General features: G+C 56.7%; 22 protein-coding genes and 1 riboswitch. Of the genes, 8 read left to right on the forward strand and 14 right to left on the reverse strand.

The features are described 5' to 3' along the window. The first annotated feature begins 83 nt into the window (after nucleotides 1-83). Nucleotides 84-184, forward strand: a riboswitch (glycine riboswitch). A 165-nt stretch (nucleotides 185-349) separates the two neighbouring features. The 5 genes from SR894_RS18500 to SR894_RS18520 all read left to right on the forward strand — a co-directional run bounded on the left by SR894_RS18500 (nucleotide 350) and on the right by SR894_RS18520 (nucleotide 5,548). Next, a complete protein-coding gene (locus SR894_RS18500; protein ID WP_223288451.1) occupies nucleotides 350-1,612 on the forward strand; it encodes a D-amino acid dehydrogenase in 1,263 nt (420 codons plus the stop codon). A gap of 176 nt (nucleotides 1,613-1,788) precedes the next feature. Further along, on the forward strand, nucleotides 1,789-2,853 hold the full coding sequence (gene dctP / locus SR894_RS18505; RefSeq protein ID WP_223288452.1) for a TRAP transporter substrate-binding protein DctP: 1,065 nt from the start codon (nucleotides 1,789-1,791) through the stop codon (nucleotides 2,851-2,853). 77 nt (nucleotides 2,854-2,930) lie between these two features. Next, entirely contained in the window at nucleotides 2,931-3,422 is a 492-nt protein-coding gene (locus tag SR894_RS18510; protein ID WP_223288453.1) for a TRAP transporter small permease, read from the forward strand. A 42-nt stretch (nucleotides 3,423-3,464) separates the two neighbouring features. Then, nucleotides 3,465-4,739, forward strand: a complete 1,275-nt coding sequence (locus SR894_RS18515) for a TRAP transporter large permease (RefSeq protein WP_133731455.1) — start codon at nucleotides 3,465-3,467, stop codon at nucleotides 4,737-4,739. A 44-nt stretch (nucleotides 4,740-4,783) separates the two neighbouring features. Then, nucleotides 4,784-5,548 carry a M15 family metallopeptidase gene (locus SR894_RS18520; protein WP_223288454.1) on the forward strand — a complete coding sequence of 255 codons (765 nt, stop codon included), beginning with the start codon at nucleotides 4,784-4,786 and terminating at the stop codon, nucleotides 5,546-5,548. A 7-nt stretch (nucleotides 5,549-5,555) separates the two neighbouring features. Here SR894_RS18520 and SR894_RS18525 read toward each other — a convergent pair whose 3' ends face one another. From SR894_RS18525 to SR894_RS18550, 6 genes are all read right to left on the reverse strand, one after another. Beyond that, nucleotides 5,556-5,831 carry a type II toxin-antitoxin system RelE/ParE family toxin gene (locus SR894_RS18525; protein ID WP_223288455.1) on the reverse strand — a complete coding sequence of 92 codons (276 nt, stop codon included), beginning with the start codon at nucleotides 5,829-5,831 and terminating at the stop codon, nucleotides 5,556-5,558. Beyond that, a complete protein-coding gene (gene relB / locus SR894_RS18530; protein ID WP_223288456.1) occupies nucleotides 5,818-6,003 on the reverse strand; it encodes a type II toxin-antitoxin system RelB family antitoxin in 186 nt (61 codons plus the stop codon). The genes SR894_RS18525 and relB overlap by 14 nt, the downstream gene beginning before the upstream one ends. 115 nt (nucleotides 6,004-6,118) lie before the next feature. Further along, nucleotides 6,119-6,886: an amino acid ABC transporter ATP-binding protein gene (locus tag SR894_RS18535; RefSeq protein WP_223288457.1), complete on the reverse strand. Its 768-nt coding sequence runs from the start codon at nucleotides 6,884-6,886 to the stop codon at nucleotides 6,119-6,121. After that, nucleotides 6,879-7,544, reverse strand: a complete 666-nt coding sequence (locus tag SR894_RS18540; protein WP_071694450.1) for an amino acid ABC transporter permease — start codon at nucleotides 7,542-7,544, stop codon at nucleotides 6,879-6,881. Before SR894_RS18540 ends, SR894_RS18535 begins: the two co-directional genes overlap by 8 nt. A 21-nt stretch (nucleotides 7,545-7,565) precedes the next feature. After that, nucleotides 7,566-8,207 (reverse strand): amino acid ABC transporter permease, encoded by a 642-nt coding sequence (locus tag SR894_RS18545; protein WP_071694451.1) that lies wholly within the window; start codon nucleotides 8,205-8,207, stop codon nucleotides 7,566-7,568. A gap of 65 nt (nucleotides 8,208-8,272) precedes the next feature. Further along, a complete protein-coding gene (locus SR894_RS18550; RefSeq protein WP_223288458.1) occupies nucleotides 8,273-9,130 on the reverse strand; it encodes a transporter substrate-binding domain-containing protein in 858 nt (285 codons plus the stop codon). A 244-nt stretch (nucleotides 9,131-9,374) separates the two neighbouring features. On the opposite strand from SR894_RS18550, the gene pdxR reads away from it, so the two are divergent. Then, the gene (pdxR, locus tag SR894_RS18555) at nucleotides 9,375-10,904 is read left to right on the forward strand and encodes a MocR-like pyridoxine biosynthesis transcription factor PdxR (protein WP_223288459.1); all 1,530 of its coding nucleotides are present in this window, start codon (nucleotides 9,375-9,377) and stop codon (nucleotides 10,902-10,904) included. Nucleotides 10,905-10,913: 9 nt separating this feature from the next. On the opposite strand, the gene SR894_RS18560 is transcribed toward pdxR, so the two are convergent. Further along, nucleotides 10,914-12,260, reverse strand: coding sequence for an aspartate aminotransferase family protein (locus SR894_RS18560; RefSeq protein WP_246638172.1), 1,347 nt, complete (start codon nucleotides 12,258-12,260; stop codon nucleotides 10,914-10,916). Between the two features lie 247 nt (nucleotides 12,261-12,507). Here SR894_RS18560 and SR894_RS18565 point away from each other — a divergent pair, with 247 nt between their 5' ends. Continuing rightward, nucleotides 12,508-13,269: an SDR family NAD(P)-dependent oxidoreductase gene (locus SR894_RS18565; RefSeq protein ID WP_223288461.1), complete on the forward strand. Its 762-nt coding sequence runs from the start codon at nucleotides 12,508-12,510 to the stop codon at nucleotides 13,267-13,269. Nucleotides 13,270-13,572: 303 nt separating this feature from the next. Here SR894_RS18565 and SR894_RS18570 read toward each other — a convergent pair whose 3' ends face one another. Together SR894_RS18570 and SR894_RS18575 are read right to left on the reverse strand one after the other, a co-directional pair. Further along, nucleotides 13,573-16,647, reverse strand: a complete 3,075-nt coding sequence (locus SR894_RS18570) for an efflux RND transporter permease subunit (RefSeq protein WP_223288462.1) — start codon at nucleotides 16,645-16,647, stop codon at nucleotides 13,573-13,575. Beyond that, complete coding sequence (locus SR894_RS18575; RefSeq protein ID WP_223288463.1) at nucleotides 16,634-17,794, reverse strand: efflux RND transporter periplasmic adaptor subunit; 1,161 nt, start codon at nucleotides 17,792-17,794, stop codon at nucleotides 16,634-16,636. Before SR894_RS18575 ends, SR894_RS18570 begins: the two co-directional genes overlap by 14 nt. 101 nt (nucleotides 17,795-17,895) lie before the next feature. Here SR894_RS18575 and SR894_RS18580 point away from each other — a divergent pair, with 101 nt between their 5' ends. Continuing rightward, nucleotides 17,896-18,564, forward strand: coding sequence for a TetR/AcrR family transcriptional regulator (locus SR894_RS18580; RefSeq protein WP_223288464.1), 669 nt, complete (start codon nucleotides 17,896-17,898; stop codon nucleotides 18,562-18,564). A 13-nt stretch (nucleotides 18,565-18,577) separates the two neighbouring features. Here the strand turns inward: SR894_RS18580 and SR894_RS18585 are convergent, their stop codons facing one another. From SR894_RS18585 to SR894_RS18605, 5 genes are all read right to left on the reverse strand, one after another. Next, the gene (locus SR894_RS18585; protein WP_223288577.1) at nucleotides 18,578-19,450 is read right to left on the reverse strand and encodes an NAD(P)-dependent oxidoreductase; all 873 of its coding nucleotides are present in this window, start codon (nucleotides 19,448-19,450) and stop codon (nucleotides 18,578-18,580) included. A 71-nt stretch (nucleotides 19,451-19,521) separates the two neighbouring features. After that, on the reverse strand, nucleotides 19,522-20,982 hold the full coding sequence (locus SR894_RS18590) for an aldehyde dehydrogenase family protein (protein WP_223288465.1): 1,461 nt from the start codon (nucleotides 20,980-20,982) through the stop codon (nucleotides 19,522-19,524). A 50-nt stretch (nucleotides 20,983-21,032) separates the two neighbouring features. Continuing rightward, nucleotides 21,033-22,310: a TRAP transporter large permease gene (locus SR894_RS18595; protein ID WP_223288466.1), complete on the reverse strand. Its 1,278-nt coding sequence runs from the start codon at nucleotides 22,308-22,310 to the stop codon at nucleotides 21,033-21,035. Continuing rightward, complete coding sequence (locus SR894_RS18600) at nucleotides 22,307-22,870, reverse strand: TRAP transporter small permease (protein WP_223288467.1); 564 nt, start codon at nucleotides 22,868-22,870, stop codon at nucleotides 22,307-22,309. The genes SR894_RS18595 and SR894_RS18600 overlap by 4 nt, the downstream gene beginning before the upstream one ends. A gap of 60 nt (nucleotides 22,871-22,930) precedes the next feature. Continuing rightward, nucleotides 22,931-23,950 carry a TRAP transporter substrate-binding protein gene (locus SR894_RS18605; protein WP_223288468.1) on the reverse strand — a complete coding sequence of 340 codons (1,020 nt, stop codon included), beginning with the start codon at nucleotides 23,948-23,950 and terminating at the stop codon, nucleotides 22,931-22,933. Nucleotides 23,951-24,017 lie beyond the last annotated feature (67 nt).

The following is a 24,017-nucleotide window of genomic DNA, read 5'->3' on the forward strand; positions in this document are numbered from 1 at the left end:
TCACGACTATGGTCGTCTTCCATGCTAAAACTGATCGCGTAAAACTAATCACATTAAAAACTGTTTAATTAAAAGCCAGCAGCAATGTAATAGCGGGAGAGCTTGGCGCATCGCTAGCGATGACGCCAGCGCCGAAGGAGCAACAGCCCCGGAAACTCTCAGGCAACCGGACCGCTATCACCATCACTTTCCGAAGAGCGGCTGATGACTGCGTCACTCAGCCCACCGAAGGAGCAAGCGCCCCTCACGGATGCGCGAATCTCTCAGGTTCCATGACGGAAGGGGTACGCCCAGCAGTAGCTACGCCGTTAGGCGGGATCCCCGACGCTCATACAATCTGGAGAGAGTTATGCAACGCATTGCCGTTATCGGTGGTGGTATCACCGGCATTACCAGCGCCTACGCCCTGGCCAAACGTGGCTATGACGTCACCGTCTTTGAAAAGCATCGCTACGCCGCCATGGAAACCTCATTCGCCAACGGCGGCCAGCTATCGGCCTCCAATGCCGAAGTGTGGAACCACTGGCCAACCGTGATCAAGGGCCTGCGCTGGATGCTCAGAAACGACGCCCCGCTACTGGTCAATCCCCGCCCAAGCTGGCACAAGCTCAGTTGGTTTGGCGAGTTTATCGCCTCGATCCCCCGCTACGCTGCCAACACTACCGAAACCGCCCGCCTGGCCATTGCCGCCCGAGAGCACCTGTTTCAGTGGGCAAAAGACGAGCAGATCGATTTTGACCTCAAGCAGAAAGGGATTTTGCATATCTACCGCGATAAAGCGGGCTATGACCACGCCGCCAAGGTATCGCAGCTGCTTAGCAAAGGCGGACTGGAGCGCCGGGCGGTCACCCCCGACGAGATGCGCGCCATCGAACCTACTCTGGCGGGCAGCTACTACGGCGGCTTCTATACCGAAAGCGATGCCACCGGCGATATTCATAAGTTTACCCACGGCCTGGCTCAAGCCGCCGAGCGCCGCGGCGTAACGCTTAAATATGGCCACAGCGTGCAGGATATCGGCGCGGACGAACAGCACGCCTGGATCACCGCCACCCTTGAAGGCGAGGCTAACGCTGAACCGGTGCGCGAAACCTTTGATAGCGTGGTGGTATGCGCAGGCGTAGGCAGCCGCGCCCTGGCCGCCAAGCTGGGCGACAGGGTCAATATCTACCCGGTAAAGGGCTATTCGATCACCGTGCAGCTTGATGATGCCGCCTCACAGCAGGCAGCCCCCACCGTGAGTCTGCTGGATGACGAAACCAAGTTGGTGACCAGCCGCCTGGGCGATGACCGCTTCCGTATCGCCGGCACCGCCGAGTTTAACGGCTATAACCGCGATATCCGCGACAACCGTATCCGCCCGCTAATCCGCTGGGTGGAAGAGTGCTTCCCCGGCGTCAGCACCCGCCGCGTAGTGCCCTGGGCGGGGCTGCGCCCGATGCTCCCCAACATGCTGCCCAAAGTCGGCCCCGGCAAACTGCCCACGGTGTTCTACAACACCGGCCACGGCCACCTGGGCTGGACGCTCTCCGCCATCACCGCGGATATGCTGGCGGATGCAGTACAGGATAAAAACGTCCACTCTCAGCAAGCCACCAAATCGATAATCTAGACCCAACACAACAACCGCGCTTGCTGTGATCCTCCGAAAAGGTTCGCTCAGGCGCGGCTTTAGGTATTGCATAGTCAACACATCAATACCTAATCTTCCAGTAGGCACTCCTTAATAAATCCAATAACACGCCCATAGCGCCCCGTAGCTCACGACAATAAACCAGGAGACTGACTATGTTTAAACAACGTGCGCTTACTCAACCTACATTGATTCAACGCTTTTCACTCAAGCAACTCATCTCAGCTTGCCTGCTTGGCTCTGCCTTGATGGTGGGCAATTCTTTCGCGGCGACCACGGTTAATCTGAGTTACAACGGTGCCCCAGATCCCGAGAAGAATGCTGTCCATGTCTTTGCAGAGAATCTTAAAACGTTGGTAGACGAGAAAACCGACGGTGAGATCCAGCTTGAGCTCTACCCAAACAGCATGCTGGGCGAAGAGCAGGAGCGCATGGAACAGACCATGAGCACGCCGATACTCAACGTGGCATCATTTGCGGGTGTTTCTCCACTTGTTGATGAGATCTTTGTCAGCGCTATTCCGTTTCTGTTCGACGACTTTGCGGCGGCGCGTAGCTTTTTCGACGAGGGCGAGTATTGGCAGGAAGTCAGCAATGCTCTGCAGGAGCGTGCCGGTATCGATATGCTGGCGGTCGTAGAAGAGGGGGGCTTTTTGGCATTCACCAACAACGAAAGACCTATCAGCCACCCTGACGACTTCGAAGGGCTGCGCTTCCGGGCCATGGATCCCAGCCAGGTAGCCCTCTATGAATCCTTCGGTGCCTCCGGTACGCCGATTCCCTGGACAGAGACCTATATGGCGCTGCGCACGGGGGTAGCGGACGGCCAGATGAACCCACCAATGTATATCATTCTAGGCAGCCTCTTTGAGGTGCAGGACTACCTGACCCTGGCCAATATCCAGTACTCCAACCAATTTCTGGTAGGCAACAGCGACATGATCGCAGGCTGGGACGATGAGCTTCGTAGCGACTTTATGGAGGCCGTCGCCGAAGCCAATCACAATGCCCGTGAGCATAACGAGGACCAGGTCGAGGCGCGTATCGCCTACCTGGAAGAGCAAGGCATGGAAGTGATCCGCCCCTCTGAAGAGGAGCTCACCGCTTTCCGTGATATTGGTCAACCCGCCTACCTTGAGTGGCTCGGAGAGCGTGATATCGAGCAGCGCTGGATTGAAATGGCGCTGGAAGATGCGGGCATGAGCGAACTTCTCGACTAACGGCTGCTAACAGCATTGCAACGACAGGGGCTGGCACCTACCGGCCCCCATTTTTCTGTGCTTCATAGAAGGCTGCTATGTTTAATACGCTTCGATCCCGTCTTTTGGCGATCAGCCGCCCGGTTACCCTGACCCTGGCTGGCGCGCTGCTATCCCTCAATGCTGCGGCCATATTGTATGGTGTGTTTGCCCGCTACATCGCTGGTGGCGCACCTATCTGGACAGATGAGCTATCGCGATTTTTGATTATTGCCACCGTGATGGTCGCGGCTGGCGCCGTCTGGTCGGAAGGGGGGCACATGCGTGTTGGCCTGTTGGAGAAGCTGCTGCCATCCCCCTTCGCGCGTTTGCTGAACGTGTACCAGTGGCTGCTCACCCTACTGATTGCAGCGGGGGGTGCCTGGGTCAGCTATCGCTATGCGCTCTCGGTCAGCATGTTTACCACGTCAGGGCTTGGCATTAGCCGTACGGTGCCCCTTCTCTCGCTACCCGTTGGCTTTTTACTACTGGCTTGGCATGCGCTTCTCTATGGCCCCGCGCCGCTCAAGACCGTTGAGGACCCTTTATGAAGACCGTTGAGGACTCTCTATGAAGACCGTTGAGGACTCCTTATGATTTTAACTATGCTGGCGGTGTTCCTAGGCCACGTTTTGCTTGGGCTGCCTCTGTTTATAGCGCTGCTGACCACCGCGATAGTGGGCTTTCTGTTTGTCGACCCCTCGATGATCCCTCGTATGCTGCCCCAGCAATTCTTTAGCGGTATCAATGTGTTCTCCCTGATGGCGATTCCACTGTTCATCTTTGCAGGCAACCTGATGAACGTCAGCGGCTTAACCGAACGCTTGATGGGGCTCGCCCGCCTGATGGTAGGGCATTTGCGGGGCGGCATGGGTCATGTCAATGTGGTTTCAAGCGTATTCTTCGCAGGCGTCAACGGCTCAGCGGTGGCGGACACCTCGGCATTGGGATCGCTTTTAGTACCTGCCATGGAGAAGGAGGGCTACTCACGGGCCTTTGCCGCTGGGTTGACCGCCGGCAGTTCGATGATCGGCCCGATTATTCCACCCAGTATCTTTATGATTCTCTACGCCTCACTGACCAACACCTCGGTAGGCGATCTATTCCTGGCAGGCGTCGTGCCGGGGCTGCTACTGGGCGTTGCCTTTATGGGCATGAACGCTTGGTATGCCTGGCGCCACCGGTTGCCCAAAAGTGGTCAGTTGCCCTCACTCGGCCAACTTGGCATAGCCTTCGTAGCCGCCCTGCCTGCACTTATCGCCCCCTTCATTATCGTTGCGGGCATCGTGCTGGGCTTTGTAACGCCGACCGAGTCGGGCGCGTTGACAGCGCTGTATGTGGCCCTATGTGGCTTCGTGCTGGGAGGGTTACGTCTTCAAGAGTGCTGGCAAGCTATCGTCGATACGGCGCGCTTAACCTCAGCGATTTTTCTCATCATGGCAGCCTCGGCGACGATTAGCTGGCTGCTCTCCTATGCGCAGGTGCCCGCGCAATTTGTCTCGCTGTTATCCCCTTACATAGATAACGCCGTATTAATCCTACTGCTACTTAGTGCCATTACCTTTATAACGGGCATGTTTATGGAAGAGGTGTCGGCGTTGATGCTACTGACGCCTATCTTTGCACCAGTGGCCATGATGGCGGGTATCGATCCCATTCACCTGGGCGTCATCATCACGCTGAACATTACCATTGCGTTAATCACGCCACCCTTGGGCGCCTGTGTATTCGTGGCCGCCGCGGTTAGTCGGCTTGAGATAGTGTCGCTATTTAGAACCATTTGGCCCTTTGTGCTGACGGCGATTGCGGTACTTATTCTACTCATTCTTTTTCCATCGCTGACGCTTTGGCTGCCTACGCAATTTTGACAATCAGTTTTAATAACCTGGTTTTGATAACCAGCTTGGATAACATGATGCCTTTGAACACACTATTGAAGGCCTTGCCGCCTATCCCCAGCCACCCTGCCCCCTGCTGGGAAAAGCTGCGCCGTGCGCCCATTAAATATAACGGCGAGCGCCTGGTACCGATGAGCCTCGCCCCGGCACCGGTCAGCGTGTTCCCCGCCTATGCTAGGCTGGGCATTCCAGGTGCAGTACCGGAGTGTTTCGTTCGTGAGGGGGTTTATCGCGCGCTACTCGCTGCAGCACGCAGCTTACCCGACGGCATCGGTTTAATCGTACTAGATGGCTGGCGGCCATGGCGGGTGCAGCAGTACTTGTTTGATACCCTTAATGAAGCCATCCACCACCACCATCCAGATCTCAGCGAAGCGGAGCTATTGGAACGCACGCGGGAGTTCGTATCGGTACCCAGCCGCGACCCTTTAGCCCCCAGCCCGCACCTCACCGGCGGCGCCGTCGATGTCACGCTCTGTGATGCCGATGGCCTGCCGCTGGATATGGGCACCCTATTTGATGAAGCGATTCCCGCCTCCCATAGCGACTATTTCGAAACGCTGGAAATGCTTACCCCGCAGCAACATAAGGCGCGGGATAACCGCCGCCTGCTGTATCACACCCTGCATCAACAAGGCTTCACCAACCTACCCAGCGAATGGTGGCACTTCGATTACGGTGATCAATTATGGGCCTACTACGGAGCGCATGATCATGCGCACTACGGCCCGGCAGAGCTGGATACCATTGAGAACCGCTGGCGCAGGCAGTTGGGGTAATTATTAGCTAAGGGTATTCCTGGCGTGCGTGCAGGACGTTAACGATCTCAATACAGCCTGCTGCTAAGCGGTAAACCACAATATAGTTTGGGTGCACCACGGCTTCTCGGGTACCAACCACACGACCTGGGCGATACAGGTATGGATGCTGAGGTAGCGCCTCGGTCGCTTCTTCAATGGCTTGATAAAGTGCTTCGGCGGCGTAGGGGTTACGTTGGCTGAGATAGTCGAGGATCGCCCACATCGATTCGCGGGCTTGGGGGCGCCACTCAACTAGCAGCATCGCGACGTTTAGCGATCAATTCACGCATTTCACCCATCACGTCATCGTGGGGAATTGAAGGCCTGGGATCATCCAGGCTGGCTTGTACGCGCTCGCGGAACCAGCGTTGGTAGCTGTCTGCCTGCTCCTGCGTCTCAAATTCGCTGATGATCGGATCCAGTGGGGTGCCCATAAAGCGCCTCCTGTGTATGTATATCTCAGTCTAGTGCAACGCTGCCCCTTCTGTCAGCCTAGATGCTCTCCAATTAGCGATATCCCGCTCAATTTCGCTGAGATCAATGCTTGACTCACACCGCTGGCGCCTCAAGTTCCAAAAAGCGCCTTACTCGGTCGGTTTTAGGGTTCTCGAAGAACTCGCTGGGGTGGGATTTTTCAATAATGATGCCTTTATCCAGGAAGACCACTTGATCGGAGACTGCCCGGGCGAACTCCATTTCGTGGGTCACCAGCACCATGGTGTAGCCCTCTTTTGAAAGGTCTTTGATCACCCCAAGCACTTCCCCCACCAGCTCAGGGTCGAGGGCTGATGTGGGCTCATCGAACAGCATCACCTTGGGCTGCATGGCGAGAGCCCGCGCAATCGCTACCCGCTGCTTCTGCCCGCCCGAAAGCGTGTAGGGGTACTGTTCGCGTTTGTCGGCCATACCGACTTTTTCGAGCAGCGCCATGGCCCGCTCGTCAGCCTCGGCTTTGCTTAGCCCCTGAACATGAACAGGCGCTTCGGTGACATTGCGCAGCACGCTTAAATGAGGCCAGAGGTTAAAGCCCTGGAACACCATGCCCAAGCGCGCGCGCATGCCTGCCAGCTCACGGCGCGACATGGGTTTTCCAGTGTCACTCACGCCGATACGGTCACCGTCGATACGGATGTCGCCCCGGTCGGGTTGCTCAAGCCAGTTAATGCAGCGCAGCAGGGTAGATTTACCCGAACCTGATGAGCCCAAAATACTCACCACTTCGCCGGGCTGAACTTCCAGCGATACATCCCGCAGCACTTCAGTGCCATCGAAGCTTTTGGAAAGGTTACGAATACTAACAGCGGCGGTCTCAGGCATTTTCGAATCCTCGCTTGGCGCCAAAACGGCCAATCATTTTGATAAACAGTTCTAAACCAATACTGATTAGCCAGTAGAAGCCGATCACCACGATGAACGCTTCCATGGGAATGAAGTAGGTGCTCGACAGGCTGCTCGCCGCCGCGGTGAGTTCGCGAACGGTGATAATCACCAGAAAGGCAGTGTCTTTGAGCAGGATAATCAGTTGATTGCCCAGCAAGCCGCGGGTTTTCAAAATCAGCTGCGGCAAGATAATGCGCATAAACATTTGGGGCTGCGAAAATCCTTGGGCGATGGCTGCCTCTACCTGCCCTTGGGCGAAGGTAGCGCGGCAGCCGCGCAGAATCTCTGCGAAGTATGCACCGTGGTACATCACCAGGGCGATAATCCCGGCCGTCCAGGCACTCATGCGGATGCCTGCACTGGGCAGGCCGTAATACAGCAGGTAGGCCAGGATCAAAAATGGCAGCATGCGCATGCCATCGATAAAAATCCGCAGCGGAATCTTTAACCGTGGGCGGGAACCCTCCAATAAAAACACCATGGCGCTACCCATTAGAAAAGCCAGCACAGCGGATAAACCAAATAGCTTTAAGGTGTTATAAAAACCGCTTAAAAATACGTCATAAGACGACCAAAGAATGTCCCAATTACTCATAAAGGCTCCCTAATGGCCGGATTAGACGGCCAATCGACTGGCTTTGCGCTCAGCCAGGCGTTGAAGCCAGACCAGCAGGCTGATGATCAGCATATACAGCACCGCGGCCGCTAAAATCGGCGGCAGAGGGTCGTAGGTCACCGCTGAAATGCGGTTGGTCACGCGGGTCAGGTCGACAACACCGATGACCGCGATAGCGGGGCTGCCTTTAATCAGAAACGACATCTCATTGACCAAGCCCGGCAGGCTGGTAATGGTGATTTGCGGCAGCATAATGCGGCGAAAATAGACCCACGGCGTCATGCCAATGGCCAGGGCCGCCTCACGCTGCTCTTTGGAGAAGTTGTTAAAGGCAGAGCGCCAAATTTCGGCGTTAAACGCAGTGGTATTGAGAGTTAGCGCAATAATACCGGCCACATTGCGGTTGAGATTAATGCCCATGGTCGGTGCGGTTAGGAAGATAAACAGCACCAACGTTACCAGCGGCGTGGCCCTTGCTAAGCTAATATAAACGCCTAGCAGCTGATGCAGAACGGGGATTTTGGCCACTCTTAATAAGGCAATCAGCAACCCCATTACCACACCGATGGCAATGGATATGCCGGATATCCAAAGCGTTGTCCAGGCGCCCTGGATGAGAAGCCCCCATGCGCTGCTGTCCATGCTCACCCCCTAATTCGCGATAAGAAAACCGCCGCCCAGGCCGGGCGGCAGGCGAATGTGATGGCTTACATACCGGCCATTTCGTGGAACTCTTCCACTGAGGTGATAGGGGTTGTCGGCAGGTCATCAAAGGACTCGCCAAACCACTTTTCCTGTAGCTCGGCTAGGCGGCCAGAATCACGTAGGTGGCTCATAAAGTCGGTGATATAGGTCAGCAGTTCTGGACTGTCTTTAGGCATCGGCCAGGCCACGAAACCTGGGCCGGAAACGGCTTGACCCGCTTCAAATACATCAGGCCGCTCACGGATCAGGTCATTCACCGGCACGATGGAGTTAATCACGTAATCGACACGACCATTGGCCAGGTCAGCGTAGATTTCTGGATAGGCCTCATACTCCATCACATCGCCCAACTCGCCACCGCTCTCTTCCAGCATGACTTCCAGCTCTGGCAGGCGCGATAGCAGTGCACTGCCCGCTTGAACCCCCAGCGTCATGCCGCTTAAATCTTCGACGCTGTTGATACGGTCATCGCCCGCGCGCTTGATGTAGAAGTGTTGGGCAGAGGCAAACGGCGGCGCGTAGTTGAAAACCCGCAGGCGTTCGTCGGTCACCGACGCGCCGGTAAGCGCCATGTCGTACTGGCCCGATGAAACCGACGCCAAAAGCCCTGTCCACGGCAAAATATCCTGGCGGATCTCGAAGTCCGCGTACTCCTCCAGTTCGATCAATATATCCTTGATAAAGCCATCGGGGTCGCTGCCACTCATAAAGTTAAACGGCGCGTAGTTATCTTCAGTGGCCACACTCATATAGCCACGGTTCTCTATTTCTTCTAAGTCCGCAGCGGAAACGGTCAGTGAAGCACTTAAAGCAAGTGCGCCGATGCTTATTGCGGAAGCTAAGGCAGTTATTTTTTTCATCGTCCGATATCCCCTAGGTTTTCAAAAATACGCTTTTCGAAAAAGCAGTCAAAACATCGCTCGCCTTTGGGTTTGCAGTGGGTCTGCAAACGGTTGGGCGATATGCAGAAGCTGACTTCACCCTAGGTTTTTATCCTCTCAGCGATTAGAGCCAGTTAGCGCAAATTAAAAGGACAGTTGCCGATAGCCACTGCCGACAACAGAGCTGGCACGAAAGATGCTTTGTTTAAGGAGAGATGCTTGATTGACCGGGCTAGATAGCCAGGATTTTGAAGAGGAGATGTGCATGACATCGCTGTGTCTTGAGGTCGACCCTAACGCTGGCCCCTGCCTGCAAGAACAGCTACGCAAAACGCTGCTGGAAGCGATTCGTATGGGCAGTTTACCCAGCGAAGATGCGCTGCCCTCCTGTCGCAAGCTGTCGCAACAGCTGGGAATTTCGCGTAATACGGTGGCGATTGTTTACGAAAAGCTGGTCGAGGATGGCTATTTAATAAGCCGTCCCCGTAGCGGCTACTATTTACACCCTGATTATAATGACCCTCAATCAACGCTTAATTCATCACTAACAGCGTTAACTGAGCACAATAACGGCGCAATAAGTGCACCAAACTGGCACAAACGGATTACTCAACGCCCGACTAACTACCAGGGAATTCTCAAACCCGGTAATTGGTCGGAATACGCTTATCCGTTTATTTACGGCCAGTTAGATACGCGACTTTTTCCATTAGCCCAGTGGCGCGATGTCTCTCGGCGCTTATTGAGTTCGCAACGCGATAAACCCTGGCTGCGAGATCGTGTTGACCAGGATGACCCGCTCCTGATTGAGCAATTGCGTAAACGTATTTTGCCACGTCGGGGAATTTTTGCTCGCTCAGAAGAAATTCTGATCACCATGGGGACGCAAAATGCACTCTATTTGATCGCGCAACTGCTCTGCCATCAAGGTACCTGCGTGGCCCTGGAATCCCCCGGTTACCGCGAGGCAATGAATGTGTTTGCCCAGCGCGGTGCCAGCCTTCAGTACCAAACCGTGGATATGGAGGGCATGTGTCTTGAGGGGTCTCAGCAGTGCGACTATCTATACGTCATGCCCAGTCATCAGGTGCCCACGGGCGTAACCATGAGCCGCGAGCGGCGCGAGGCCCTGCTGGCCCAGCTACACCAGCGCGACCAAATCGTGATTGAGGATGACTACGACGCCGAGATTCATGGCGACCAGTTCGCGCTGCCAGCGCTCAAAGCCAGCGCGCAGAGCGCCCGAATCATCTACATGGGCAGCTTATCCAAAGCGCTCTCACCTGGGCTGCGCATGGGATATGTAGTGGCCGACGCCGAAGTGATCGACGAGCTGCGAGCGCTGCGCCGTATGATGTACCGGCACCCACCCGCCGCGTTACAGCACCAGCTGGCGCAGTTTATTTCTCAAGGCTATTACGAGCGCTACCTCAAACTTCATGTGGAGGAGATCGACCGGAGGCGAGACGCGATGCGGATTGCCATTGATCAGGCATTGCCCGGCTGCCTCAGCCACAGCAGCAATCGCTCCAGCGCCTTCTGGATGGAAGCGGACGCTAGCATTGATACTCAGCGGCTAGCCTGGCATGCCGCCCAGCGGGGTGTGCTGATTGAACCCGGCTTCCAGCACTTTTTCGATGCCGCCCCGCCGCGGCGCTTTTTCCGGCTAGGGTTTGGCGCCATCAAGAGGGAGCGTATAGACCCAGGCATACAGCGCCTGGGCCTCGCCTACGATAACGCCCTAAGCACTTAACCCCCTCATCTATCGTGATGCCGTATAGTTTTTCAACACGCGATCCAGGATGGCTAAGCCCTCCTCCACTTCAGCGGCCGTCACGATACACGGCGGCACCACATGGAGGCGGTTCTCAACGGTAAAGACCAGCAGCCCGTTTTCCATTAATTGCTGCTTGAGTTTCAACACTTCCGCCCCTGGCAGTGGCGTTTTGTAAACCGGGTCGCTGACGAGCTCCAAAGCATGAAATACACCAACCCCGCGCCAATCACCGATGATCGCGTATCGCTCGGCAAGCTGTTGCAAGCCTGCGGCTAACGGACCATTACCCATCGCGTCAGCATTTTCAACCACGCCCTCCGCTTCCATCGCATCCAGGGTCGCGACTATCGCCGCCATTGCCAGCGGGTGACCGGAATACGTCAGACCGCCGACAAAAAAGTGGTCATCGAAATAGCGTGAGATGGGTTCAGAGATAATCACGCCCCCGGCGGGCACATAGCCCGAGTTCACCCCTTTGGCGAAGACGATTAAGTCCGGCGCCATGTCGTAATGTTCAAAGGCAAACCAACGTCCCGTGCGACCGAAGCCAGCCATTACTTCATCGAGAATCAGTACAATACCGAACTCATCGGCGAGTTTTCTAACCCCCTGAAGATACGCCTTCGGGGGTAACAGCACGCCAGCAGTACCGGGGATGGTTTCCAGCAGGATGGCCGCGACCGCATTAGCACCTTCGCACTCAATCACCCGGCGCAGGTGTTGCAGCGCCCGCTCGCACTCCTCCTCTTCATTGCGTGCCCAAAACTCGCTGCGATAGAGGTAAGGGTTGAAGAAGTGCACGTGGCCGCTGGCATACTCGTTGGGCACACGCCGCCAATCGCCGGTGGCGGCAATCGCTGAACCGGTATTGCCGTGATAGGAGCGGTAGGCGGAAAGGATTTTGCTTCGCCCGGTATAAAGACGCGCCATGCGAATAGCATTTTCATTGGCATCCGCGCCCGCATTGGTGAAAAACACCTTACTAAACCCAGCGGGCGCCTTAGCGATAATACGTTTGGCCGCTTCGCCCCGAGCTAAGTTGGCATGGGCTGGGGCAATGGTACACAGGCTCGCGGCCTGGGCTTGAATCGCGCTTACCACCTTGGGGTGCTGATGGCCAATATTGGTATTGACTAACTGGCTACTAAAATCCAGATACGAGCGCCCTACGTAGTCCCACACCCGGCACCCCTCAGCCCCTGCGATCACCATGGGGTCTAAACTTCCTTGCTGCGCCCAGGAGTGGAACACATACTGGCGGTCTAGGGTGTGTACATAAGTATTATCCACACCGCTTTCGGGTGGATGTGAAGCGGCAATATTGGTATTCATAGCAAGCACCCTAATTAACCCGTTTAGAAATAGCGTGCTTGCCAGCCTAGTGAGTCAACCGGTTAGGCTGTAGGGCCAGTCGTTACATGCCAACGGGACAGGCGTAGTGGAAAACCGCGATGTCACAATGGCAGCCGCTAACTGGCTCTAAAGGCTTGAACCTGCGTTGCCTACAGTGATGTAAGAACGCACCCATCGCCTTTAATTATTTGCCTTTAAATAGCTTGAATAACGTGGAGATACAGCAATGCCTAGCGTACTTATTACCGGAGCGACGTCAGGGTTTGGCAAAGCGGCTGCCCAGCGCTTTGCCAAAGCGGGCTGGTCGTTGATATTAACCGGGCGACGCGTAGAGCGCCTAAAAGCACTCGAGGAGGAGCTTTCCGAGCAGGTGCCCGTGCTAACACTGGCGCTGGATGTCCGCGACAGTGATGCGGTAACAACGGCGATTAGTGGTCTGCCAGAGGAGTTTCTGCCGCTCACATGTTTAATCAACAATGCGGGATTGGCACTGGCACCGCAACCGGCGCAAAAGGTGGCGCTAGAGGATTGGCACACCATGATCGACACCAATATCACCGGGTTGGTCAACGTCACTCACGCGGCGCTGCCGCTGCTGCTGAAAACCGGTAAAGGCGCGAGTATTCTCAATCTCGGCTCGGTGGCGGGTCAGTGGCCGTATCCAGGCGGGCATGTGTATGGGGCGTCGAAAGCCTTTGTTCAACAGTTCAGCTATAACCTGCGCTGCGATCTGCTAGGTACTGGCGTGCGGGTTACTGACCTGGCGCCCGGCATGGCGGAAACCGAGTTCACGCTGGTCAGAACTAAAGGCGACCAGGCCGCTTCGGATGCACTTTACCGGGGTACAACGCCACTACAAGCGGAAGATATCGCCGAGCAGCTTTACTACTTGGCTACGCTGCCCGCCCATATCAACATCAATCGTTTGGAAATCATGACCGTTCGTCAGGCATGGTCAGCGTTCGCGATTGATCGCGACCCGGCTTAAGCCTGCTTCGCCGGGTTTAATCAGCTATAGGCTAAAACCACCAAAACGTTCAAGCTGCTAACCTGAGGAGGCTAAGGGCAGCTTGACTAGTGGGAGGGAGCTTTAGCTCGTGATGATAGGGGCACCGTTGCCCCGGCAGACTAAGGGCGGCTATCGCCGCCGTCGCCCAATCAATTGGCCTCCCACATGGGCTTTTCGCCACGCGATAAACCGCTGTAGCCGTCGGTTATGACGGTTGTTTTTGACCGATTGTTGATACGGTCTATTGACCCATCCTTGTAAAATAGTCGTGCGGACAAAGTGCTAAGCGTCAGCAGGTCTCGATACCCACAGCCGATAAAGCGCAGGGGTAAAGAAAAACGACACCAGCGTCGCTAAGAGTAGTCCAAAACCCACGGTTTGCGCGAACGGGGGCCATAGCCCGCCGGTAGCCAACATCAGCGGAATTAAGCCTGCAAAGGTAGTGACCGTGGTCGAAACGATATGCCGGCTGGTGGGGCCACTGATCACCGCCAGCATGGCATCGATATCGCCTCGGCGGGCGGCTTCATCGTCATCAAAGGCAGCAATAATGATAATAGTGGCATTAATCGCTACCCCTACCAGCCCCATAATGCCGACGATAATCACAAAGCCAAACGCATGTCCGCTTAGTAGCAGCGCCACAATGCCCATACCCATCGCCTGGGCGCCAGCAATAAATACGATAGCGGCACGGCGGAAGGAGTTAAATGCCAATACCACGGTGGCTACCATGGCGATGACCAACAGCACCACCGAGGCAAGCAACTTGCCTACAGCTTCATCTCGCTCGGCGGCTTCACCACCGATTTCGATTCGGTAACCCGGGGGCAATTGAAACGCTCCCGACGCCAACGCCGCCTGAACTTTGGCATCCAGCTGGGCCATGGAGACCGCCGGAAGAGCGTCGGCCACCAGGTACCCTTGTACCAACTGCACCCTCTCCGCGTTACGCCGGGTAATCACACTCCAGGCAGGCGTGAGCGACACCTCTGCCACCGCCGCCAGTGGCAGGCCCTCAGCCACTTGGTCGCTGACCAGGCGTAGCGCCGCCAGCTGTTCAGCGTTAGTACGCCACTCATCAGCGTAGCGCACCCGCACCGGCAGTTGCTGGGTGTCCTCCAGCAGCATGCCTGCTGATTGCCCCGAGAGCGCGGCCCCCACTTGTTCCGCTAGCCGCTGCGGCGTTAGCCCCGCATCACTCAGTGCGGTGTGGTCGATATCCAGGGTTAACCTGGGCAAATCACGCTGCATGCCAGCGCGCACATGGGTCACCTGAGGCAGTTGGTGCATTAGGCCCGCTAGTTCAAGTCCCAGCGATGACAGCACTGCTAAGTCATCACCATAGACACGTAGTTCAATGGGGGCTTTAAACGGTGGCCCCTGCTCATACTTGCGCACTACGCTTTGGGCCTGGGGGAAACGCCGATCAAGCGCCTGCTGTAAGGCGGGCACCCGTTGGTTAGTGATTTGTAAAGACGCTGTGTCCACAATCAGGTGCAAAAATGCCGGGTTGTTATCCTCATTGGTAAGCACGTTGTAGTACATCATTGGCGCGCTTTCACCGACAAACGCCGAGACGCGGGTGATGCCCGGCAGCTCACGAATCATGGCCTCGACCTCCTGGGCCAGTGCTTCGGTGTTGGCCATACTGCTGGCGGGGGGCAAGCGCACCTCAATGTGAAACTGGTCGCGGTCTGCGGGTGGGAAAAACGCCACGTCCAGGGTGGGCATCAACGCCATACCGCCCACCGGCACGCACAGGGTGATAATCATGGCGGCCCACGGGTGACGCAGCGCACTGCGTACCGTACGGCGAAAACCGCGCTTGAGCATCCCACTGACGCCGTTATCTCGAGGCGCTGGAGGGTGATCGGCAACCCTGGCTAGCAGCATGGGCGACAGCGCTGGCACCAACAGCAAAGAGACCAGATAAGAACTTACCAGCGCGACCATCACCGCCATGGCCAGGGGCCCCACAAACTCCCCTGCTGGGCCTGGCATTAACACAATCGGCATAAACGCCAATATGGTGGTTAAGGTGCTGGCCAGCAGCGGCACCGTTAAGTGGCGCAGCGTGTCCCGGGTAGCAGCAAGCGCTGAATCGCCTTTCAAAAAACGCTCGCGCAGGGCGTTGGTCATCACAATGGCATTGTCGACCATTAGCCCCAGCGCCACGATAATGCCGGTAATGCTCATCTGGTGGATATCGATACCCAGCGGCTTGAAGAACGCCAGGGTGAGCAGGGCCGTGGCGGGAATCGCCAACCCCACCGTCACCGCCGAGCGCCAGCCCATGGTCAGAAATAGAATCGCCACCACCAGCACTAGCCCAATCAGTAGACTGCCAGCCACGTCACTTAAGCGCTGGTTGGTGTAACTGGCCTGCTCGAAAACCTCTTCAACCGCGATACCGACAGGCAACTCATCGGCGAACACCGCCAACTGCTGCTGGGCTTTCTCCACCCAGCTATCAATTCGCTGACCGGGTGCCATGCGTGAGCCGACATATACCGCTCGTTCGCCGTTAAGCAGCGCCACCGCGGCTGGCGGGTCTTGCACGCCGCGGCGTAGCTCAGCCAACTCGCCAAGCCTTACGGTGTGCCCCTGCCGAGTCGCGACTTCTATCTCACGCAGCCTATCGAGCGCATCGAACTCACCGCTTAACCCCACCGTCAGGCGGTGGCCGTCGGTGACCACTTCACCTGCGGCACGTCGTCCATCGCTTGCCTCAATCGTGGCCGCTAACTGCCCGACGGAAAGCCCTAGGGCGTTCAGTTCAAGCGGGTTAACGCTCACCTCTACCTGCTCCCCCGCCACGCCGAAGCGGTGGGTATACTCCGTGCCAGGGACGTTTCTAAACGCTGCTTCCAAGCGCTCGGCGTAGCGCTCCATCAGTTGGGCATTGGGTGGGGAGTCGAGTGTCCAGCGCAGTGCGGCCACGATGCTAAATGCGTAGCCTCGATCATCCAGCAGCTCCGGCGTTTGCACGCCGTCAGGCAGTGTCGGGGCGACATCGGCCAGTTTGTCCCGTACGCGGCTCCACACCGGCGTCACGTTGGTCACTTCGTCCTCAAGCTCAAGGCTAATCACCGCAATGCCCTGGCGTGAGGTGGATTCCAGCACGTTAATCTCAGCGATAGTGCGCAGCTCATCCTCAATGGGACGCGCCACTAACGCTTCGACCTGCTCGGGGGTGGCGCCTGGAAAAGGCGCTAGTACAGTGGCCATGCGCGCCACTAAATGGGGGTCTTCCGCACGTGGCAGCGTTTGAATGGCCGACAGCCCAGCGACAACAAGAAGGCCCAGGGCTAGCGCTAACAATCGCCGGTTAAATAACCACTCAAGGCGCTTCATGGGTCACTTCCTCGCTCAGCGTGACCTGCTGGCCTGGCGTTACACGGTGGGTGCCGCTGGTAATCAGCCGCATGCCCGGCGCTAGCGTGCCACGCACAAAGGCTTGGTCGCCTTCGCTATGCAGCAGCTCCACGCTGGCCTGGGCCACACGGTAGTGATCGTTCTCTAACGGCTCGGCCACCAATACGTTCCAAAGGCCACGGTCGGCGGCTTGTAGAGAATCCAACGGCACCCAGTAGCCGTTTGCGGGCTCTGTGATCGTGTAGCGCAGCTCTGCCAGATCGCCGGGCACGGCTTGATCCGGGGCTTCCAGCGACACCACCAGCGTCTGGGTGCGGCTGTCGCTATCAACCTGGGGGAGCCGAGCGCGTATCTCACCGCTGACTTCCTCACCGTTCACCATCAGCTCAACGGCCTCATTAGGAGCAAACGTCGCGGCCAGCGCTGCGGGTAGGCCAAGATGCGCTTCTAACTGCTCGACGTCGATAAGATCGAAAGCGGTAGTGCCGCTACTCACCAAGCTGCCGACACTGATATGGCGCTCAATCACTCGCCCCGCAAAGGGCGCTTTTAACGTGCTGTCATCCAAATCGGCGGTAAGGCTATCGCGCTCGGCTGCTAGCGCCGCCAGGCGAGCCTGGAGGGTGAGTCGATCTGTCCGGGCCTGATCCAGCGCCGTGCGGCTGGCAAAGTTATTCTGGTTGAGCTGTGCTTCACGCTCCTCCTGGCGCTGAGCCAGGGCGAGGCTGGCACGAGCTTCTTCACTGCGTGCAGCTACCTCCGCTAAGCGGCTTTCCAATCGGCGGGTATCCAGCGTGGCAAGCACATCCCCCTGTTCAACCGCATCGCCTCTGTCTACTGATACAGCACTAACCCGCCCCGCGGGTTCGAACGCCAGCGATACCGACTGGCGCGCCACCACACGACCGGTTAAGCGCACATCTCGCTGCAGTTGCTCGGCTTGCTCCAGGGCCACTGTCGCCACCTGGAGCAGGGCGTTATCAGAGCCTTGCTCGTGGGCCTGCTGAGCACTGCTGTGCTGGCTGGAGAGGAAAGACACCGCCGCCAGTGTGGCACCTAGCATCAACAGCACCGCCAGCGTGCCGCCCAGTCGGAGGCGCCAAGAAGACGCTAATAACCTACCCATAATGGCCTCGAAATGGTTTATTCTTGAACGATACCGTTCACTATAATATTTGTACGCGTACGTTCAATATTTATTTGCTCGATGAGCATGGATTGCATCGCATGACAGATTTTCAACCTACATCGCCTCAACCAAAGCGCCGCGCTGGCCGCCCCAAGGATATGGCTAAACGGAATGCCATGATGGATGCGGCGGCGTGTCTGTTTTTCCGCCACGGCTTAGAGGGGGTAACGATGGAAGCCGTTGCCCGAGAAGCGGGGGTTTCCAAAGTTACAGTCTACGGCCACTTTGTGACCAAAGAGGCACTGTTTGGCAGTGTGATACGCCGCGAAACTGAGACCATCCGCAACGGATTAAATAAGCTGCCCGACACCCACGAGGCAGTGCGCCAATCGCTGATTGAGGTCGGCATTAGCCTAGTACGCTTTTTATTAGAGCCCCAGGTGCTGGCGGTTGAGCGAGCAATGAGCGCCCAGGGCGAGCAGTACCCGGAGCTGTTAAAGGCTTATTTCGAGGCAGGCCCCTGGGCCATGCAACAATGGCTACAGGAAAAGCTAGAAAGACTGGCCAACGCCGGGCATTTAACGCTTGGTGCGCACACCCTTGCCGCCGACCAACTGTGCAGCATGTGGCAAGGTATGCTGGTCACAGAAGTCAGCATGGGTGTACGTCAATCGCCCAGCGATGAGGAGCTTCACCGCCAGATCAGTAGCGCCGTGGATGTGTTTTTGGCGGCGTATGGAAAGGCCAGTAGAGATAACAACGGTTGAGTCATTCTCTACCTTAACGCCGCTCAAGCACACCGATTAGCGCGGGTATTGGAAGGCTTTGATCTTCAACCGATGTATACAGGTTGTGAACGGCTTCGGCGATACCTCCCTCTACGGCGAGATCTTCGGTCATGGTGTGGTAATAACCCAGGTCTTTGCTGGCATTGGCAACGCTAAACTTAAACCCTGAAGGGTCATTGTCAGCGATGTAGGGGCGTAGCCGCTCGAGCACGACCCCACCACCGCCACCGGCTCCCAGTACCTCTAGCAATGCACTATCACTGATACCCGCTTTGCGAGATGCAGCCGTGGCCTCAGCCAATACGGCCGAAAAGCCCAAAGAGACAAAGTTATGCAGCAGCTTAAGGGTGTGCCCCGCGCCAACATCGCCCGCATGGGCAATGTTTTCAGCAAAGCTCTGCAGTAGTGGCAGCGTTTCATCAAACAGCGCCTTCGGCGCGCCGACGATCAAGTTAAGCCGCCCCTCAGCTGCCTCTTTGGGGGTGCGCGTCATGGCCGCATCCATAAAGCGCCCGCCCGCAGCAGTCACGCGAGCAGCGACTTTTTCGGTTGAGCTGGGCAGCGCGGTGGAGCAATCCACCACGACACAACCGGGCTTTAACCCCGCTAATACGCCGTTGGATTCAAACAGTACGGCTTCTACTTGAGGCGAGCCGGTGACGCACAGAATCACCACCTCAGCGCTCTGGGCCACCTCCCGTCCTGTATTCAGCGCGCTGGCACCGGCTGCCAGTAGGTCATCTGCTGGCTGGTTACCGGAGTGATTCAGAAAGCTAACCTGATGGCCTGCGCGTAGGAGACTGCTGGCGATCCCATGACCCATCAGGCCGACGCCGACGAGACCTACCTGGCGAGATGTTTTCATTGCGGTTGTCGTTGCTGTTGTCATTGTTAGCGCTCCATTTGTATGCACCGGCCATTCTTGTGAAATAGGTGCTAGTCGTGCTTGATCGCCACTGTTTTGATCCGTGTGTAGCTTCGCAGGCCCTCAAAGCCTTTTTCGCGACCGTGCCCGGAACGGCCAACGCCACCAAATGGTAGCTCTACACCGCCGGCGGCGCCGTAGTTATTGATGAATACCTGACCGCTGCGAATCCCTTTGGCCAAACGGAGCTGACGGCCGCCATCGCGCGTCCAAATACCGGCACAGAGGCCAAAATCGGTAGCATTAGCCAGCGCCAGAGCTTCCGCTTCGTCCTCAAACACCTGCACCACCAGCACTGGGCCAAACAGCTCTTCTTGAAGCACTTCATGCCTTTCGGGAATATCGGTGAGTAGTTGAGGCACTACGAAGTGGCCGCCGCTTGGCGCGCTTGCCGCTAACTGACCTTTTGCTGCCACGCAAATACCGTCGGTTTCGGCGGCCGCCAAGCGCGCTTCCAGCTTGGCTTTTTGAGGCGCATTGATCAGTGGGCCGCAGTCAGCGTCCGCTTCGCCGGCATCACAGCGCAAAGCTGAGAAGCGCTCACAGAGATTAGCAACCACGCTCTCAGCGATCTCCCGCTGCACCAGCAAACGACTGCCTGCGGAGCAGGTCTGACCGGCATTCTGAATAATGCCGCGCACCACCGCAGGGAGCGCGGCATCAAGATCCGCATCTGCAAACACTAACTGAGGAGATTTGCCGCCAAGTTCCAGGGTGACGGGTACATGGTGCTGCGCGGCCGCCTGGGCGACACGGGTGCCGGTCTCTGGCGAGCCGGTAAAGGAGAGATGATCAATATTTGGGTGGGCAGCAAGGGCAACGCCCGCTTCAGTACCAAGCCCTGGCACCACATTGAGTGCACCCGCCGGAAGGCCGTGCTCCACTGCCAGTTGCGCTAAACGTAGCACGCTCAAACAGGCATCCTCTGCAGGCTTGAGCACAACGGTATTACCCGCGGCCAACGCCGCTGCCACACAGCGCCCGAAGATCTGCGATGGATAGTTCCAGGGAATAATTTGCCCACACACGCCGTAGGGCTCACGCAGGGTCATAACGGCGAAGTCGGTCTCAAAGGGGATGGTTTCACCGTGAAGTTTATCCGCCGCCCCGCCATAGAAGCGAAAGTAGCGTGCGCAGGCACCAATATCGCCCCTGGCTTGAGTCATGGGCTTCCCGGTATCAGCACACTCAAGCTGTGCCAGTTGCTCGTGATTCGCCTCGATAATATTTGCAAAGCGTAGCAACCATTCGCTGCGCTGCCTTGCAGACCATCGGGCCCACTCGCCTAGTTGGCCAGAAAAGGCCCGCCGTGCAGCCTGTACCGCCGCCTCTACGTCGTCTACTTGGCAACGGGCAATACGGGTCAGCGGTTCGCCACTGGCTGGGGCTTCCACCTGCAACGTTGTGGTGGTGTTCACCCACTCTCCAGCCACCAGCGCCTGCTGCGGTGGCAACGTTAATGCATCTGGCATATCGCACTCCTTTTATTATGATTGTGTTCTTGACGCTAAAAACGGCGGGGTTAACCGTAAAAAGCAGTCACCAGCCCCATGGAAATCCACGGCATGTAAGTGATTGCCATTAGGCAGGCCAGCACCACCAGCACAAAACGCACCAGCCATGGCAGCATTTGATCGATCGAGATTTTGGCAACCGCACAGGCAGCAAATAGATTTACGCCTAGCGGCGGGGTGATCATGCCAAGCGCCAGATTAACCACCATCACCAGCCCAAAATGAACGGGGTGGATACCGAACTGCATTGCAATCGGGGTCAAAATCGGCGCCAACACCAGAATGGCGGCGGAGGTTTCAATAAACATACCGACCACCAGCAGCAGCGCATTGACCACCAGCAGGAACATCATCGGATCATTAATAGTATTGGTGACCAGGGTGGCGATTTGTGCAGGTAGCCCCGTGCGGCTAAGCAGAAAACTAAATAGCGAGGCTGCGGCAATAATCAACATAACGGCGGCGGTAGAGATCACGCTCTGGCGCATAATCGGCCACAGGTCGTCTAGCTTCAGCTCACGGTAGTAGAAACCTCCCACGATCAGGGCAAAAAATACCGCCACGGCGGAGGCTTCGGTGGGGGTAAAAATCCCACCGTAGATACCGCCGATCACGACCACCGGCATCAGCATCGCCACCCAGGCACGCTTTACCGAGATCATAAAGCCGGTGCTGTCTTTATAGTCGTCCTTGCCGTAACCGCGCACCTTACAGAACAGGTAGAGAAAGAGTATCAGCGCGCTGCCAATCAATATGCCGGGGCCAATGCCGGCGAGAAACAGCTGACCAATGGACGTATCGGTGCTCACGCCATACAGAATGAGAGGAATCGATGGGGGTATAAGCACACCCAGCTCAGCGGATGACGCCTGAATGGAGGCAGCCAAGGGCTTAGGGTAGCCATGTTTAACCATCGCCGGAATCAGGATGGCGCCAATCGCAAAGGTGGTGGCCACACTGGAGCCTGACACCGCCGCAAACATCATGCAGGTCAGTACGCAGGACATCGCCAAGCCGCCCTGCACCTTCCCCACGATAGATTTGGCTAAGTCCACCAAACGCTGGGAAATTCCCCCTGCGGCCATCAAATTCCCGGCAAGAATAAAAAACGGGATCGCCATCAGCGGGAATTTATCGATACCGATAAACATCTGCTGCGGCACCAGCAACAGCGGCAAGCGAGTAAAGAATTCGATACCGATAATCGATGCCAGGATAATCGAAATCGCGATCGGCACACCGAAGGTGAATAGAATGATCAGCGACAGGCCAATAACCATATTCATGACTGCGCTCCTCCTTTAGGGAGTTGGCCATCTTCAACCAACGCTTCCTCAGGGGTAATTTCGCTATTCTCCGGCCCCACCTTTTCACGTCCACTGAGCTGCGCTAAAAGCCGAGCTGCAACAGCCACAATGGCAAAACTTGAACCCGTGGGAATCGCCGCATAGGCCCAAGACATCGAAATATTCATTCCCGACATGGTTTGATTGCTCACCCGCATCGTCATTTGGATGCCGTAATGGATCAGCACCCCAAGCACCAGCAGGCAGCACACCACAATGAGCAACTCTAAAAGAGTGAGAAAACGCGCAGGCACCAATTTATAAACGACTTCCACCGCCATCATGTAACCGCCCCGGAAGGTGGCGGCAGCGGCCATAAATACGCACCAAATCATGGCGGCACGGGAGGCGACTTCCGTCCAGGTAGAGGGGGCGTTAAACACAAAGCGGGTGAGCACCTGATAAAAGCTGAGGGTCACCGATATCGCCAGCATCACCACTGCGATCAGCATTGCAAGCCGGGTTAACTGATGCTCAAAACGAAGAAATACCGCTAGCATAAGAGGTCACCATGCCAAAGCAGCCTCCGGCGTTTCCGGAGGCCGAGGAGGGAGAAGCGCTCAGCAACTGCTGGCTTTTTCCTGAATGCGATCCAGCATTTCCGTGCCGTGCTCAGAGGTAAATATCTCGTAGGCGGGCTGAACCGCTTCCTGGAACGGAGCAACATCAACATCAGTTTTTACCGTCATACCGTTCTCTTCCAGCAGCGCCACCCCTTCACGCTCTAGCCGCGAGACCTCTTCACGGGTTGCTTCAGCAGATGCGACAGCGGCTTCCCTAAACCAGCCACGCTCTTCGTCACTTAAGCCATCCAGCAGAATCGGCGACCCCAGTACGATAGCTGGCGAGTAGACGTGTCCGGTTAACGAGAGGTAATCCTGAACTTCCCAAAAGTTAGTCGCCACGATGACGGTAATAGGGTTCTCCTGACCATCGACGGTGCCCTGCTGAAGTGCGGTGAACAGTTCCGGGAAGGCCATAGGCGTGGGTCGTGCCCCCATTTGGCGGAATGCTTCCTGATGGACCGCGTTCTCCATGGTGCGCACGCGCAGGCCCTCGGCATCTGCGGGTGTGGCGATTTCTCGCTGGCTATTGGTCAGATGGCGAAAGCCGTTTTCTGTCCACGCCAGGCCGATCAAATCGTGATCACCCATTTTTTCCAGTAGTTCGTCGCCAAGCTCACTATCCAGCACACAGCGCGCCTGGTCGTAGTTCTCAAACAGGAACGGCAGGTCGAGCACATAGGTTTCGGGAACGAAGTTACCTAGCGGGCCGGTGGAGGTAATCACCACATCGACGGTGCCGATTTGCAACCCTTCGATCATCTCCCGCTCGCCGCCTAGCGACCCTGAGGTGTGCTCGGTCACCGTGAACTCGCCATCAGACAAACGTTCCAGCGCCTCTTTAAAGGCGTCGGCACCCACTGAGTAGTGAGAGCTGTCAGAAAGGGTGTGCCCCAGGTTCACTTCCGTAGCCGCATGGGCTTGTAGTGCAATGCCAACGGTAGCAATACCACTAATCGCCGCCACCAGGGCATGGCGTGTCATTGTGGGTGTCGCTGTAGAGCGTTGCTTAGTCATTGAAATGCCCTCTTTATATTGTTGTGAGGGTGGAGGGTGGAGCGACACACGCTATTGCTAGCGTCGC

The sequence above is a fragment of the Vreelandella neptunia genome, from assembly GCF_034479615.1.
Classification (GTDB): Bacteria; Pseudomonadota; Gammaproteobacteria; order Pseudomonadales; family Halomonadaceae; genus Vreelandella; species Vreelandella neptunia.

Bases quoted from the DNA above. Each gene is read 5' to 3' on its own strand.
- SR894_RS18500 (WP_223288451.1), top strand. From the start codon at position 350: ATGCAACGCATTGCCGTTATCGGTGGTGGTATCACCGGCATTACCAGC.
- dctP (WP_223288452.1), top strand. From the start codon at position 1,789: ATGTTTAAACAACGTGCGCTTACTCAACCTACATTGATTCAACGCTTT.
- SR894_RS18510 (WP_223288453.1), top strand. From the start codon at position 2,931: ATGTTTAATACGCTTCGATCCCGTCTTTTGGCGATCAGCCGCCCGGTT.
- SR894_RS18515 (WP_133731455.1), top strand. From the start codon at position 3,465: ATGATTTTAACTATGCTGGCGGTGTTCCTAGGCCACGTTTTGCTTGGG.
- SR894_RS18520 (WP_223288454.1), top strand. From the start codon at position 4,784: ATGATGCCTTTGAACACACTATTGAAGGCCTTGCCGCCTATCCCCAGC.
- SR894_RS18525 (WP_223288455.1), bottom strand. From the start codon at position 5,831: ATGCTGCTAGTTGAGTGGCGCCCCCAAGCCCGCGAATCGATGTGGGCG.
- relB (WP_223288456.1), bottom strand. From the start codon at position 6,003: ATGGGCACCCCACTGGATCCGATCATCAGCGAATTTGAGACGCAGGAG.
- SR894_RS18535 (WP_223288457.1), bottom strand. From the start codon at position 6,886: ATGCCTGAGACCGCCGCTGTTAGTATTCGTAACCTTTCCAAAAGCTTC.
- SR894_RS18540 (WP_071694450.1), bottom strand. From the start codon at position 7,544: ATGAGTAATTGGGACATTCTTTGGTCGTCTTATGACGTATTTTTAAGC.
- SR894_RS18545 (WP_071694451.1), bottom strand. From the start codon at position 8,207: ATGGACAGCAGCGCATGGGGGCTTCTCATCCAGGGCGCCTGGACAACG.
- SR894_RS18550 (WP_223288458.1), bottom strand. From the start codon at position 9,130: ATGAAAAAAATAACTGCCTTAGCTTCCGCAATAAGCATCGGCGCACTT.
- SR894_RS18560 (WP_246638172.1), bottom strand. From the start codon at position 12,260: ATGAATACCAATATTGCCGCTTCACATCCACCCGAAAGCGGTGTGGAT.
- SR894_RS18565 (WP_223288461.1), top strand. From the start codon at position 12,508: ATGCCTAGCGTACTTATTACCGGAGCGACGTCAGGGTTTGGCAAAGCG.
- SR894_RS18570 (WP_223288462.1), bottom strand. From the start codon at position 16,647: ATGAAGCGCCTTGAGTGGTTATTTAACCGGCGATTGTTAGCGCTAGCC.
- SR894_RS18575 (WP_223288463.1), bottom strand. From the start codon at position 17,794: ATGGGTAGGTTATTAGCGTCTTCTTGGCGCCTCCGACTGGGCGGCACG.
- SR894_RS18580 (WP_223288464.1), top strand. From the start codon at position 17,896: ATGACAGATTTTCAACCTACATCGCCTCAACCAAAGCGCCGCGCTGGC.
- SR894_RS18585 (WP_223288577.1), bottom strand. From the start codon at position 19,450: ATGAAAACATCTCGCCAGGTAGGTCTCGTCGGCGTCGGCCTGATGGGT.
- SR894_RS18590 (WP_223288465.1), bottom strand. From the start codon at position 20,982: ATGCCAGATGCATTAACGTTGCCACCGCAGCAGGCGCTGGTGGCTGGA.
- SR894_RS18595 (WP_223288466.1), bottom strand. From the start codon at position 22,310: ATGAATATGGTTATTGGCCTGTCGCTGATCATTCTATTCACCTTCGGT.
- SR894_RS18600 (WP_223288467.1), bottom strand. From the start codon at position 22,870: ATGCTAGCGGTATTTCTTCGTTTTGAGCATCAGTTAACCCGGCTTGCA.
- SR894_RS18605 (WP_223288468.1), bottom strand. From the start codon at position 23,950: ATGACTAAGCAACGCTCTACAGCGACACCCACAATGACACGCCATGCC.